Source organism: Dechloromonas sp. HYN0024 (assembly GCF_003441615.1).
Taxonomy (GTDB): Bacteria; Pseudomonadota; Gammaproteobacteria; order Burkholderiales; family Rhodocyclaceae; genus Azonexus.
This window is the reverse complement of sequence record NZ_CP031842.1, coordinates 240,998-254,035: the sequence shown is the minus strand read 5'-3', so window position 1 is coordinate 254,035 and position 13,038 is coordinate 240,998. Positions and strand designations below refer to the sequence as shown.

Genomic DNA, 13,038 nt, shown 5'->3' with positions numbered 1-13,038 from the left:
CAGTGCACAATTTTTACAAATAGTGCGCTATACTCAATTCCGAACACACTGATAACCTTTTCTGGAGACACACATGTCTATCAACACCGAACAATTCACCGCCGCCAACAAAGCCACCGTTGACTCCCTGCTGTCTGTTGCCAACACCGCCCTGGCTTCTGCCGAGCGCATCGCCGCCCTCAACCTGAACACCGCCCGCGCCGCTCTGGAAGATACCGTTTCCGGCGTCAAGTCGGTCATGGAAGCCAAGGACCCGAAGGCTGCCCTCGCCGCCCAGACCGCCCTGGCCCAGCCGGCTGTCGAGAAGGCCGTTGCCTACTCGCGTTCGGTCTACGAAATCTCTGCCCAGACCCAACAGGATCTGGCCAAGATGGTTGAAGCCCAGTTCGGCGACTTCCAGAAATCCATGGCCGGTATGGTTGAAATGGCCACCAAGTCCGCTCCGGCTGGCTCGGAAGGTGCTGTTGCTGCGATCCAGAGCGCCATCGCTGCTGCCAACTCGGCTTTCGGCAACATGAACACCGTTGCCAAGCAGTTTGCTGATGCTGCCCAGGCCAACATGGCTGCCGTCACCAAGAAGTCCAAGTAATCACTCTTTCGGGCCTCCCGAAAGCAAAGCCCCGCCTGCCCGGCGGGGCTTTTTCGTTAACGTTTAATCGCCAGGATACAGGCCATGCCTTCAACTACCGGCATTTTCAATTACCCATATCGGCCTCGTCACAATTTGATACACAAAAGATGTTGCGGTGCACAATCGATCTGGGCATAATGAAGTCTGTCTCCTCCATCTCCTCCAAGAAATGGATTTAAGCCCGCCCCGTGCGGGCTTCTTTTTTTGTCATGCCAGCCCCTGCTGCCGGCACCAAAAAGAGGGGAGTTTGTCTTATTGCCGAAACCGGCCCTGGTTACCGCAGTTCGCTGCGCACGCTGAGTCCGGTCCGGCCACCGAAAGGAATCCTGATGCACGCCACAAAAGTTCTCGAACACCTCAAGAAACATGGCCAGTTGCTCGATTTCGATATTGCCAGGGCGATCGACATGCCACTGGCTGACGTTCGCGCCTCACTGACCGAACTATCGGCGCGCGGGGACATTTCCCGCTGCAGCGTCACCAGTTATGTCAAAGGCAAGGCAATAGAAGGGTTTCAATGCCGGGTTTCAGGGTATATTCCACGCCCGGCACCGGGCCGAAAGCCCGGCGTCAAGTAAAGACAGGAATTCGGCGGAACAACTGCCGAATCCGCAGCCGATCTGAATGGAGATTCCGATGTCGGAAAAAGATCTCGACGAGAAAGTCGAGCGTATGCTGAATGCCGCCCTCGGCGGCCTGACCCCGCATGAGGCGCTGATCAAGGCCTCGCTCGACGAGGCCGCCAACGTGGCCGAACGTGCCGCCGCCAAGGAAAAAAACCGCGAGCGCGCCCTGCGCCTGCTAGCTGAAATCGAAAAGGCCCAAGGCAAATCGGGAAGCTAGCGGCCTGCGGCAACAGAAAATAAAAATGGGCGTCGGCCGCAAGGCAGGACGCCCATTTTCTTGATCGCTATAAACCCTATCGAATGTCGAGGACGCTTTCGTCCCAGGCGGCATGTTTTTCCAGCCCGAGCAGATTGGCCACCGTCGCCGCAATATTCGACAGACCGGCCTTTTCCGTTTGCTTGAGCGCCAGTTTGCCGCCACTGACATTATCGTAGAGGATCAGCGGCACCGGATTGAGGGTGTGCGCCGTCTTCGCCTTGAACGTACCATCCGCATTCAGCGCCGGTTGCTTCGTTTTCTTGTCCAGTTCGAACATTTCATCGGCATTGCCATGGTCAGCCGTAATCAGGGCCACCCCACCGGCCGCATCGATCGCCTGCAGAACCCGCCCCAGCGACAGATCAACCGCCTCGACGGCGAGCGTTGCGGCATTGAAATTGCCGGTATGACCAACCATGTCGCCATTGGCGAAGTTGCAGCGCAGCGTCCTGTACAGGCCTGACTGGATGGCGGCAATCATCGCATCGGCGATTTCGGCCGCTTTCATCCATGGCCGCTGCTCAAAGGGAACCACGTCGCTCGGCACTTCCTGCCAGGTTTCACCCTCGAACTTGCCGGAACGGTTGCCATTCCAGAAATAGGTGACGTGGCCGAATTTTTGCGTTTCCGAGCAGGCAAATTGGGCAATCCCCGATTTTGCGAACCATTCACCGGTGGTGTCCTTGATCGCTGGCGGCGCCACGAGGAAACGGGCCGGCAGTTTGAGGTCACCGTCGTACTGCAGCATGCCGGCGTAGGTCACACGCGGCGAGCGGACACGGTCGAACTTGTCGAAACTGGCCTCTTCAAAGGCACGGGTGATTTCAATGGCACGGTCACCCCGGAAGTTGAAGAAAACCACCGCGTCTCCATCCTCGATGGTGCCAATGGCCTTGCCCCCGTCGGCAATGACGAACTCCGGCAAATCCTGATCGATCGTTCCCGGATGCTTCTCGCGCAGGCCGTTAACCGCCGCCGTGGCATTGGGGAACTGCGCCCCCAGCCCAAGCACATGCGCCTTCCAGCCTTTTTCGACCATAGACCAGTTGGCATCGTAGCGGTCCATCGTAATGAACTGGCGACCACCGCCCGAAGCGATACGCGCATCGAAACCGGCATCGCTGATTGCGGCGAGGAAGGCTTCGAAGGGAATGACGTAATCCAGCGCGCTGGTTTCCGGCACATCGCGCCCGTCAAGCAGGGCGTGGACGCGCACCGTCCTGATGCCGTCGGCCTTGGCCTGGACAACCATGGCCTTGAGGTGATCAATGTGGCTATGCACGTTGCCGTCCGAAAACAACCCGAGAAAATGAACGACGCCTCGACCGGCCTTGGCCCCGGCAATGATCTGCTGCCATGCCTCACCCTGCCAGATGGCGCCGGAGGCAATGGCGTTCGACACCAGCGAGGCGCCTTGGCTATAGACCTGCCCGGCACCGATGGCATTGTGCCCAACTTCCGAATTGCCCATATCGTCGTCGGACGGCATGCCAACCGCGGTACCGTGGGCGCGCAGACGGATGTTCGGATAGGCGGAAAAAAGGCGGTCGAGGGTCGGCTTGCGGGCAGCGGCGATGGCGCTGCCGACATCGCTTTTGGGCAAGCCGTAGCCGTCCATGACGATGATGACGACCGGGCCTTGGACACCGGCAAAGGCGGAGAGCTTATTCAGCATGGGCTGGCTTTCGGCAAAAGCCGTCATTTTACCTCGTCGTCACGACGTGCCGCAGCGCCTCGCCCCCAGATGAAATGCAGACGCAACACAAGTTTCACTTTTTGCCCTGCCTGGCTATGGGATAATCGCGCCCCTTTCGCAACACCGCAGCAGGCATGGCCAAAGACGCACCGATTCAGTTCAAGGGCACGACCCTCAAGATCATCCAGACGCAACTCCGCACCACCGACCCCGCCAGGCTGCACACAGCCCTGGCCGAATTGACCGGCAACAGCCCGGACTTTTTCGAAAACGAACTGGCGGTCCTCGATTTCAGCCTCACCGACCCCATCGCCGACCACCCCGATTGGGCTGGCATCAGCCGCCTGCTGGCCGCATCGGGCTTGAGCGCCATTGGCACCTGTGGTCTGCCCGCCACCCAGGCCGCCAGCGCAACCGCCGCCGGCCTGCCAACCGTGAGCAGTGATGCTCTCGGCCGCCCTGCCCGCCACCGGGTGGCAGAACCACCGACGCCCCCCGCCGCGCCAGTTGCCTCCCCCGAGCCGACCGCCCCGCTGCCCCCTGAGCCGCCCCCGCGCACCGTCATCCTCGACAAACCCTTGCGCTCCGGCCAGCGTTTTTACGCCAAGGGTTGCGACCTGATCGTCACCGCGATGATCAGTGCCGGTGCCGAAGTGATTGCCGACGGCCACATCCACGTCTACGCCCCCTTGCGCGGCCGCGCCCTGGCCGGGGCGAGCGGTGACAAGACGGCACGTATCTTCACCACCAGCCTGGAAGCCGAACTGGTTTCCGTGGCCGGTCTCTACCGCACTTTCGAGGCCGGCGTTCCCGCCGATCTCGCCCGCCAGCCGGCCACCATCAGCCTTGTTGAGGAAGGTGGCGAAAGCCGCCTCACCGTCGCCGCCCTGGCCCTCCGTTAATCGCGCGTTTCGACGCGAGCTTTTTCCACCACTTACCCAGCGAGAACACACGTGACCAGAATCATCGTCGTTACCTCCGGCAAAGGCGGGGTCGGCAAGACCACCACCAGCGCCAGCTTTTCCACCGGCCTCGCCCAGCGCGGCTTCAAGACAGCGGTCATCGACTTCGACGTCGGCCTGCGCAACCTCGACCTGATCATGGGCTGCGAACGCCGCGTCGTCTATGACCTGATCAATGTCATCAATGGCGAAGCGACGCTGACCCAGGCCCTGATCAAGGACAAGCACACCGACAACCTCTACGTGCTGCCCGCCTCGCAAACGCGTGACAAGGATGCGCTGACCGAAGAAGGCGTCGAGAAAGTCATCAAGGAACTCGAACACCAGGGTTTCGACTACATCGTCTGCGATTCGCCGGCCGGCATCGAGTCGGGTGCCGTGATGGCCCTGACCTTCGCCGACGAAGCCCTCGTCGTGACCAACCCGGAAGTCTCCTCGGTGCGCGACTCGGACCGCATCCTCGGCATTCTCCAAGCCAAGTCGCGCCGTGCCATCGAAGGCCGCGAGCCGGTCAAGGAACATCTGCTCATCACGCGTTACAACCCGACCCGCGTTGAAGCCGGCGAAATGCTGTCTTACAAGGACATCCAGGAAATCCTCCGGGTGCCGATCATCGGTGTCATTCCCGAATCGGAAGAAGTTTTGCAGGCTTCCAATCAGGGCTCACCGGTCATCCACCAGAAGGAGTCCGACGCCGCCGAGGCCTACCACGACGTGATCACCCGCTTCCTCGGCGAGGACAAGCCGCTGCGCTTTGTCGACTACGTCAAGCCGGGCCTGTTGAAGCGCCTGTTCGGAGGCAAGTGACATGTCGCTGCTTTCCATGCTCTTCGGCAACAAGCCGAAAACCGCCCATCTGGCCAAGGAGCGCCTGCAACTGATCATCGCCCATGAGCGCGACGGTGGCGGCAGCAGCGCCAATTTCCTGCCCGACCTGCAACGCGAGCTGATCGCCGTGATCTCCAAGTACGTCAAGGTGAACACCGAGGACATCCGCGTTTCGCTCGAAAAACAGGGAAATTACGAGGTTCTGGAAGTCAATATCGTACTTCCCGAAAATGGCTGAGAAGACTAGCATCGGGGCATTCCGAACAGGGAGTGCCCCGATGTCCAGCCAGCTCAAACCCAGCGAAATCGTCCGCCAGCTCTCCGAGCACGTGATCGGCCAGGAAGCCGCCAAACGCACGCTGGCCGTCGCCATTTACGCCCATTACCGACGCATGGCGGCCAATGCCGGTGACAATGCGGTCGAACTGAGCAAAAGCAACATCCTGCTGGTTGGCCCGACCGGTACCGGCAAGACCTTGCTTTGCGAAACACTGGCCCGCATCCTCGCCGTCCCTTTTGTCACCGCCGATGCCACCTCGCTGGCCCAGACGCAGTTTGTCGGCGATGAGATCGAGGCCATCCTGCATCGTCTGCTCGACCGAGCCGATGGCGATATCGAACGCGCCCAGCGCGGTATCGTCTTTGTCGACGAAGTCGACAAGCTCAAGGCCATTGGCGGCCAGGCGCGGGCCACCTCGGGCGAAAGCGTCCAGCATGCCCTGCTCAAGATCATGGAAGGCGCCCCGATCCGTCTCAAGGACGGCCGCCATCTCGACACCACGAACATCCTGTTCATCTGCGGCGGGGCCTTTGTCGGGCTTGACCACATCCTGACCCGGACGCATACCTTCGGCTTCATTTCGACAACCGCGGGCGATGACGAGAAAATCCTCGAACGCCTCAATGCCCGGGTAAAACCAACCGACCTCCTTGAATTCGGCCTGATCCCCGAATTCGCCGGCCGCCTGCCCATCGTCGCCCGCCTGCACGATTTGACGCAGGAGATGCTGGTGCGCATCCTGACCGAACCCAAAAATGCCATCTACCGCCAGTTCCGCGCCATGCTGGCGAGCGACGGCGTCGATCTCCAGATCGCCCCTGCCGTTTTCGGCCAGATGGCCGAACTGGCCATCGAATACAAGGCCGGGGCACGCAGCCTGCGGGGCATCTTCGAAGAAATGATGAGCGACGTGATGTACGCCGTGCCGGACAATCCGGGCATCCGCCAGGTGGTTATCCGCTCACTTTTCGAGCGCGCCGAGATGATTGCAACGGGGCCGACCGGCAGCTGACCCCCTACTGATCAGCCAGTCTTCTCCAGCCACTTGAGCAGGGTGGCGAACAGCACATCAGGATCGACCGGTTTGCCGACATGATCATTCATGCCGGCATCCAGACAATCCTGGCGATCCTCCTCGAAGGCATTGGCCGTCATCGCCAGGATCGGCAACATCGTCCTGCCCGGCAGGGCGCGAATGGCGCGGGTTGCCTCCAGCCCGCCCAGCACCGGCATTTGCATGTCCATCAGGACGACGGCGTAATCGACTGCCCGCACAGCGGCAACGGCCTGCTCACCATTTTCTGCAAGATCAACCTGCAAGCCGGCCATGTTCAGCAACTCGAGGGCCACCTCACGGCTGACCGGATCGTCTTCCACCAGCAAGACGCGGGTTCCGGCAAATTTTTGTTCGATCTGCACCTCCGGTAAAACGGCTGATGCCTTACCGGGCACAGCCAGAGCCTCAACGTTGGCCACCTTAGGGAAGCGCGCCGTCAGCCAGAACGTGCTGCCGACACCGGGTGCGCTGTCGACACCCACCTCGCCGCCCATCATGTTGGCAAGCTGCCGGGTGATGGCCAGCCCCAGACCGGTCCCGCCAAAGCGCCGGGTCATCGTGGCGTCGGCCTGGGTGAAGGGGCTGAACAGCCTGTCGCATTGCTCCGGCCCGATGCCGAGCCCCTGATCGACAACAGCAAAGCGGAGGAGCACCGCCTCGCCGTCATCCGCGACAACCGAGGTACGAACCACGATCCTTCCCTGCTGCGAAAACTTTATGGCGTTGCCCAGATAATTGAGCAGGCACTGCTCGAGGCGCAGGGCGTCACCATGCACCATGGGCGGCAAGGCCGGGTCCATCTCACTGTCAAGTTGCAGCCCCTTGGCGACAGCCCTTTCGCTGAGCATACCCAGGCTGTATTCGACAACCTGCGCCGGCGAGAAATCAGCATTGCTGAGCGTCAGTTTTCCCGCTTCAATCTTGGAGAAGTCGAGAATGTTGTTGATGATGCCGAGCAGATGTTTGGCCGAGTCAGTCAGTTTGCCCAGATGATCGATAGCCTTCGGCTCCGTAGCGTCCTTTTGCAGCAGATGGGCGAGACCCAGAATGGCATTCATCGGCGTCCGTATCTCGTGGCTCATATTGGCCAGGAAGGTACTCTTGGCCTGGCTGGCGGCCTCGGCCTCATCCTTGGCCTCGGCCAGTTGCGCCGTGCGTTCACCGACCAGCGTTTCAAGCTGATCGCGATATCGCTCAAGCTCCGCCTCGCTCTGCTTGCGGGCGGTAATATCGGTTGAAATGCCGCACAGGGCGTAGATATTGCCCTCTGCGTCACGCAAGGGCAGCTTGACCGAAACATAGGCACTCGTTACCTGACCATCGCGGGTCGTATTCACCTCCTCCTCGGCGACCCGTTCACCCTGCTCGATCACCCGCCGATCGTTACGGCGGAGGTTATCGGCCGTCGCTGCATCAAAAAAACGGGCATCGTCCTGCCCGACGATCTCTTCCATCGGCTTGCCGAACACTTCGCGCACCGGACGGTTGGCATATCGGTAGCGGTATTCCAGGTCCTTGATATAGATATGGGCCTCGACGCTGTCGAGTATGATCGCCAGCTTCTGCTCACTTGCCTGCAGGGCGGCTTGCTGGGCGAGGTTTTTCTCATGGTATTCGGCAAACAGCCGCTTCGACCAGCGGGAAAAGAGCAGCGACCCGGCCAGCCCGAGGGCGAGCGCCCCAACCGCCACCAGCAGCAATTTCAGCAAGCGCTGACTGGACCCGGCAGCGTAGGCTTCGCGCTCGGCCTCAAGCGCTCCCGCGAGTTCGTCATCGAAGACGGCGGCGATCACGGTCCATCCCCACGGCTCGACTTTCTGCACCAGAGCCGTTTTGTGGGCCAGCTCACCGCCTCCATCGCGGGGCCACTCGTAGCTGACAAAGCCGCCGCCAGCCCTGGCCCCATCCATGATCCTGGTCAAAGCCTCCCGTTCAACCGGGGGCAAGGCTTCCACCGGCAATCCTTCGTGCCCCGGACGACTGGGCGAAATCAGGGGACGTCCATCAGCATCGATCAGCGCAATATAGCCGGTCACCCCGAAGCGCACCGAACGCAAGCGCTCGATAGCCTCCTGCTGTTGCAACTGATCCCATTTGTACGCGTAGTCACCGGTACCGATCAACCAGTCGTAAGGCGCGAAGTGGCGAACGTAGGCCAGCTTTTCCGACATCGTTTTGGGATCATCAGGCCGATACCAGCGATAACGCGAAAAGCCCTCGCCCACCGGCTTGCCTGCCGCCTCGATCAGCCCGCGCATGATGAAATGCCCGGTATCATCGCGGTTGTCGATCATGGTCTTGCCCTCGAGCTGGGGAGCCGTCGGCAACAAGATGAACTGGCCTTGCATATCGTCAATAAAGTAGTAGCCCCGCCCCTCGTAAAATCGAACCGGACGCAGGGCTTCAATAATCAGGCGTTTGACTTCAGCCGGTGAATGCCGGGGTGATTCGCGGTCGTAAATCCCCTGAGCGACCTGCAAGGCAATATCAACCTGCTGCACGAGGCTCTGCCGCAAAACAGTCTCGCTTCGCATCCGCGTGAATTCGATATATTCCAGGGATCGGGCCACCTCCACCCTGAGACGGCCTTGTAATTGCGCACTGACATCCTGTTCGATACGGGCAAATGAATCGCGACGCTCAGCCAGGTTTTGCCAGGTGAAAAATGCCGACAGCGCAATGGTCAACAACAGAACCATGGCGATGGTGCCGATCCGGTGAATCCTCGGTACGGATTTTTCGTCGGCAACGAATGGCATGGTGGCCAGCCCCTTGGCGGTGCATAAATATGAGCAATTATTCTAGCTCTGCCAAAAGTAATGGCGTTAACCGAAATCAACAAATCCGACGTCAATCTACGACACTTTGTCCGATTGCGAGCCAAAAAAGGGGCCCGAAGGCCCCTGGAAAGAATGAGATGACGGGCGCTGTTCTCCCGATATCTCACCCGCAGAGTTGATTCAATCTCTAGTGGTCGTGGGCACCCGAAGCACCGAGGCCGGTTTGCGCACGAATGTACTGCTCTTCGTAGGCTTCCTTTTCCTTGTCGGCGCGGACGCTCTTGTCAGTGACCGACAGCAGCCAGGTGACAAAGAAGGCGAGCGTCATCGAGACGATGGCCGGGTGGTCGTACGGGAAGATGGCGGCCTTGTTGCCGAGAATCTTGACCCACACGGTCGGCGACAGGATGACCAGGCCAACCGAGGAGACCAGGCCGGAAATCCCGCCCCACAGGGCGCCACGGGTCGTCAGACCCTTCCAGTACATGGACAGGATGAGGACCGGGAAGTTGACCGACGAGGCGACGCCGAAAGCCAGCGCGACGAGGAACAGCACGTTCTGGTCCTTGAAGGCGATGCCGAGGACGATGGCGGTGAGCCCCAGACCGACGGAAGCGAAGCGGGTAACCTTCATTTCCTGGGCGCTGGTTGCCGTACCCTTCTTGATGACGCGGGCGTACAGGTCGTGCGAGATGGCCGAAGCGCCAGCCAGCGCCAGACCCGACACAACGGCCAGGATGGTGGCGAAGGCGACGGCCGACAGGAAGCCGAGGAAGACATCGCCGCCGACCGCCTTGGCCAGATGCATGACCGGCATGTTGTTACCACCGATCAGCTTGCCGCCAACCTGGCCGCCTTCGAAGAAAGCACCGTTGGTGCCGACGATGGAGATCGCCCCGGCACCGAGAATGATGGTAACGAGGAAGAACAGGCCGATGAAACCGGTGGCGTAGAAAACCGACTTGCGGGCTTCCTTGGCGTTCGGCACAGTGAAGAAGCGCATCATGATGTGCGGCAGGCCGGCAGTACCGAAGAGCAGGCCAAGCGACAAGGAGAAGGCGGAGATCGGATCAGCCATCAGCGAACCCGGCGCCATCATCTTTTCACCCAGCTTGTGCGACTCGATGGCCTTGGTGAACAGGTTGTCGAGCGACCAGCCGAACTGCGACAGGGTCAGCAGCATCAGCGTGATACCGCCACCAAGCAGCAGACAGGCCTTGATGATCTGCACCCAGGTCGTCGCCGTCATGCCGCCGAAGGTCACATAGACCATCATCAGGATGCCGACCACGGCCACGGCCGTGTTGTACTCCAGACCGAACAGCAACTGGATCAATTGACCGGCACCGACCATCTGGACGATCAGGTAGAAGCAGACGACGGTCAGCGAACCGATGGCGGCAAAGGTGCGGATACGGTTCTGGTCAAGACGATAAGAAGCGATGTCGGCGAAAGTGAATTTACCGAGGTTGCGCAGACGCTCAGCCATCAGGAACAGGATGATCGGCCAGCCGATGAAGAAGCAGACAGCGTAGATGAAGCCGTCGTAGCCCTTGAAATAAACCATCGACGTGATACCGAGCAGGGTCGCCGCCGACATGTAGTCACCGGCAATGGCCAGACCGTTCTGGAAGCCGGTGATACCGCCGCCAGCCGTGTAGAAGTCAGCCGTCGTCTTGGTCTTGCCGGCCGCCCACTTGGTGATACCGAGGGTAGCCAGGACGAAAATCATGAACATGGCGATGGCGCTGACGTTAACCGGCTGCTTCTCGACACCTTCAATGGCACCGCCAGCCGCAAACACGGCAAACGAGACGGCCAGCAGGCTACCGGCCAGCAAGGCAAAAATGGAGCGCTTCATTTGCCGGCCTCCTTGAGGATTTCCTGGGTGAGGCTATCGAATTCGCCGTTGGCACGGCTGATGTAAACACCCGTCAGCAACCAGCCACCGATGATGATCAGCGCAGCAATCGGCCAGCCGATGGTGATGATGCCGCCGTCGACGATCTTGCTGGCAAACAATTGCGGCTGCGTCGAAACGAGGAACATGAAGGTGTAGTAAGGCACCAGCACGACGAGGGAAAGAATGATCGCAAAGCGGGTGCGCTTGCCGACCAGTTCGGCAAATCGCGGATTGCTCCGGATCCTTGCCTGGATATTGGGTTGTGACATAAGTCCTCCTGAAAATTCCGATAAATTTTTGCTACTTTGCTGTTCTCTGTTTTTATATGTTTTCCGCTTGGCCGAACTATTCGACGGCCAAGCGGCGATGTCCTACATATTTGGATAGTTAGGCCCACCGCCACCTTCCGGAACCGTCCAGTTGATGTTCTGGGTCGGGTCCTTGATGTCGCAGGTCTTGCAGTGCAGGCAGTTCTGCCCATTGATTTGCAGCCTTGGCTGGCCTTCTTCCTCTCCGAGGATTTCGTACACGCCAGCCGGGCAATAACGCGTTTCCGGTGCCCCGTACTTGGCGTAGTTCACGCTGATGGCGATGCTTTCGTCCTTGAGGCGCAGGTGCGTCTGCTGGTTTTCCTCGTGGTTGGTGGCCGAGAGGAAGACGGAAGACAGGCGGTCGAAAGTCAGCTTGCCATCCGGCTTCGGATAGGCAATCTTCGGCTGGCTGTTCTTGTCGGCCAGTTGGGTGTGGTCGTCGTGGTGATGCAGGGTCCACGGTGCCTTGCCCTTGAAGACGAACGTGTCGATGGCACCGTAAGCCAGCGCCCCCCACAGCCCCCACTTGAAGGCCGGGCGAATGTTGCGAACCTGATAGAGTTCTTGCCACAACCACGACTTCTGGATCTGCTCGGCGTACTCGGTGGCTTCCGCCCCGACGTTGTCCTTGAACAGGTGCTCAAAGACGGCTTCTGCGGCAATCATGCCCGACTTCATCGCCATGTGCGTGCCCTTGATCTTGGGCACGTTGAGGAAGCCGGCGGTGTCACCAATGAGCAGGCCGCCCGGAAAGGTCAGCTTGGGAACCGACTGGTAACCGCCTTCCGACAGCGCACGAGCGCCATAGGAAATGCGGCGACCGCCTTCGAAGAAACCACGGATGGCCGGGTGCGTCTTGTAACGCTGGAATTCCTCGTAGGGCGACAGCCAGGGATTCTTGTAATCCAGGCCAACGACCATGCCGACAGCGACCAGGTTGTTTTCGAGGTGATAGAGGAAGGATCCGCCGTAGGTGTCGGACGTCAGCGGCCAGCCTACGGAGTGCACGATCAGGCCCGGCTGGTGTTTGGCCGGATCGATTTCCCACAGCTCCTTGATGCCGATACCGTAAGTTTGCGGATCGACGCCATCGCGCAGATTGAACTGGCTGAACAGCGTCTTGGTCAGCGAACCGCGACAGCCTTCGGCGAAGATCGTCTGCCGGGCGTGCAATTCCATACCCGGCTGGAAGTTATGGCCGGGCTGGCCATCCTTGCCGATACCGAGGTCGCCGGTCGCGACGCCTTTCACCGAGCCATCCTCGTGGTAGAGCACTTCGGCGGCGGCGAAACCGGGATAGATTTCGACGCCAAGCGCCTCGGCCTGCTCACCGAGCCAGCGAGCGAGATTACCCAGGCTGATGATGTAGTTGCCGTGGTTGCCCATCTGTGGGGGCGTCGGAAGTTTGTGAGCGCCCGCTTCGGTCAGGAACAGCAGGCGGTCCTCACCGGCCGGCGTATTGAGCGGCGCACCGCGCTCCTGCCAATCGGGGAAAAGTTCGGCCAGGGCATGCGGCTCAAGGACAGCGCCGGACAGAATATGGGCGCCGATTTCCGAGCCCTTCTCAAGCAGGCAGACCGAGACTTCCTTGCCAGCCTGTTCGGCCAGTTGCTTGATGCGGATCGCCGCCGACAGCCCCGAAGGGCCGCCACCGATGATCACCACATCGTATTCCATCGCATCGCGATCAGTACGCTGGGTCATG

At 60.2% G+C, this 13,038-nt stretch carries 12 protein-coding genes; 7 read left to right on the top strand and 5 right to left on the bottom strand.

Annotated features, from left to right (window positions below; translation table 11 throughout):
• The first annotated feature begins 73 nt into the window (after positions 1 to 73).
• The 3 genes from HYN24_RS01215 to HYN24_RS01205 all read left to right on the top strand — a co-directional run bounded on the left by HYN24_RS01215 (position 74) and on the right by HYN24_RS01205 (position 1,474).
• A complete protein-coding gene (locus HYN24_RS01215; protein ID WP_117607584.1) occupies positions 74 to 589 on the top strand; it encodes a phasin family protein in 516 nt (171 codons plus the stop codon).
• A gap of 371 nt (positions 590 to 960) precedes the next feature.
• On the top strand, positions 961 to 1,209 hold the full coding sequence (locus tag HYN24_RS01210) for a transcriptional regulator (protein WP_117610158.1): 249 nt from the start codon (positions 961 to 963) through the stop codon (positions 1,207 to 1,209).
• 58 nt (positions 1,210 to 1,267) lie between these two features.
• Positions 1,268 to 1,474: a hypothetical protein gene (locus HYN24_RS01205; RefSeq protein ID WP_162888561.1), complete on the top strand. Its 207-nt coding sequence runs from the start codon at positions 1,268 to 1,270 to the stop codon at positions 1,472 to 1,474.
• Between the two features lie 76 nt (positions 1,475 to 1,550).
• Here HYN24_RS01205 and gpmI read toward each other — a convergent pair whose 3' ends face one another.
• A complete protein-coding gene (gene gpmI / locus HYN24_RS01200) occupies positions 1,551 to 3,191 on the bottom strand; it encodes a 2,3-bisphosphoglycerate-independent phosphoglycerate mutase (protein WP_117607582.1) in 1,641 nt (546 codons plus the stop codon).
• A gap of 155 nt (positions 3,192 to 3,346) precedes the next feature.
• On the opposite strand from gpmI, the gene minC reads away from it, so the two are divergent.
• From minC to clpX, 4 genes are read left to right on the top strand one after another with little or no spacing between them, the layout of a single operon-like run.
• Positions 3,347 to 4,114, top strand: a complete 768-nt coding sequence (minC, locus tag HYN24_RS01195) for a septum site-determining protein MinC (RefSeq protein WP_117607581.1) — start codon at positions 3,347 to 3,349, stop codon at positions 4,112 to 4,114.
• Between the two features lie 51 nt (positions 4,115 to 4,165).
• Positions 4,166 to 4,981: a septum site-determining protein MinD gene (gene minD / locus HYN24_RS01190; protein ID WP_117607580.1), complete on the top strand. Its 816-nt coding sequence runs from the start codon at positions 4,166 to 4,168 to the stop codon at positions 4,979 to 4,981.
• Between the two features lies 1 nt (position 4,982).
• A complete protein-coding gene (gene minE / locus HYN24_RS01185) occupies positions 4,983 to 5,240 on the top strand; it encodes a cell division topological specificity factor MinE (protein ID WP_117607579.1) in 258 nt (85 codons plus the stop codon).
• 40 nt (positions 5,241 to 5,280) lie between these two features.
• The gene (gene clpX / locus HYN24_RS01180; RefSeq protein ID WP_240327705.1) at positions 5,281 to 6,294 is read left to right on the top strand and encodes an ATP-dependent Clp protease ATP-binding subunit ClpX; all 1,014 of its coding nucleotides are present in this window, start codon (positions 5,281 to 5,283) and stop codon (positions 6,292 to 6,294) included.
• A gap of 11 nt (positions 6,295 to 6,305) precedes the next feature.
• On the opposite strand, the gene HYN24_RS01175 is transcribed toward clpX, so the two are convergent.
• The 4 genes from HYN24_RS01175 to HYN24_RS01160 all read right to left on the bottom strand — a co-directional run bounded on the left by HYN24_RS01175 (position 6,306) and on the right by HYN24_RS01160 (position 13,037).
• The gene (locus HYN24_RS01175; protein WP_117607577.1) at positions 6,306 to 9,098 is read right to left on the bottom strand and encodes a cache domain-containing protein; all 2,793 of its coding nucleotides are present in this window, start codon (positions 9,096 to 9,098) and stop codon (positions 6,306 to 6,308) included.
• A 208-nt stretch (positions 9,099 to 9,306) separates the two neighbouring features.
• Positions 9,307 to 10,980: a cation acetate symporter gene (locus HYN24_RS01170; RefSeq protein ID WP_117607576.1), complete on the bottom strand. Its 1,674-nt coding sequence runs from the start codon at positions 10,978 to 10,980 to the stop codon at positions 9,307 to 9,309.
• Positions 10,977 to 11,291, bottom strand: coding sequence for a DUF485 domain-containing protein (locus HYN24_RS01165; protein WP_117607575.1), 315 nt, complete (start codon positions 11,289 to 11,291; stop codon positions 10,977 to 10,979). The genes HYN24_RS01170 and HYN24_RS01165 overlap by 4 nt, the downstream gene beginning before the upstream one ends.
• 102 nt (positions 11,292 to 11,393) lie before the next feature.
• A complete protein-coding gene (locus HYN24_RS01160) occupies positions 11,394 to 13,037 on the bottom strand; it encodes an electron transfer flavoprotein-ubiquinone oxidoreductase (RefSeq protein ID WP_117607574.1) in 1,644 nt (547 codons plus the stop codon).
• Position 13,038: the final 1 nt, after the last annotated feature.

Bases quoted from the DNA above. Each gene is read 5' to 3' on its own strand.
- HYN24_RS01215 (WP_117607584.1), top strand. From the start codon at position 74: ATGTCTATCAACACCGAACAATTCACCGCCGCCAACAAAGCCACCGTT.
- HYN24_RS01210 (WP_117610158.1), top strand. From the start codon at position 961: ATGCACGCCACAAAAGTTCTCGAACACCTCAAGAAACATGGCCAGTTG.
- HYN24_RS01205 (WP_162888561.1), top strand. From the start codon at position 1,268: ATGTCGGAAAAAGATCTCGACGAGAAAGTCGAGCGTATGCTGAATGCC.
- gpmI (WP_117607582.1), bottom strand. From the start codon at position 3,191: ATGCTGAATAAGCTCTCCGCCTTTGCCGGTGTCCAAGGCCCGGTCGTC.
- minC (WP_117607581.1), top strand. From the start codon at position 3,347: ATGGCCAAAGACGCACCGATTCAGTTCAAGGGCACGACCCTCAAGATC.
- minE (WP_117607579.1), top strand. From the start codon at position 4,983: ATGTCGCTGCTTTCCATGCTCTTCGGCAACAAGCCGAAAACCGCCCAT.
- clpX (WP_240327705.1), top strand. From the start codon at position 5,281: ATGTCCAGCCAGCTCAAACCCAGCGAAATCGTCCGCCAGCTCTCCGAG.
- HYN24_RS01175 (WP_117607577.1), bottom strand. From the start codon at position 9,098: ATGCCATTCGTTGCCGACGAAAAATCCGTACCGAGGATTCACCGGATC.
- HYN24_RS01170 (WP_117607576.1), bottom strand. From the start codon at position 10,980: ATGAAGCGCTCCATTTTTGCCTTGCTGGCCGGTAGCCTGCTGGCCGTC.
- HYN24_RS01165 (WP_117607575.1), bottom strand. From the start codon at position 11,291: ATGTCACAACCCAATATCCAGGCAAGGATCCGGAGCAATCCGCGATTT.
- HYN24_RS01160 (WP_117607574.1), bottom strand. From the start codon at position 13,037: ATGACCCAGCGTACTGATCGCGATGCGATGGAATACGATGTGGTGATC.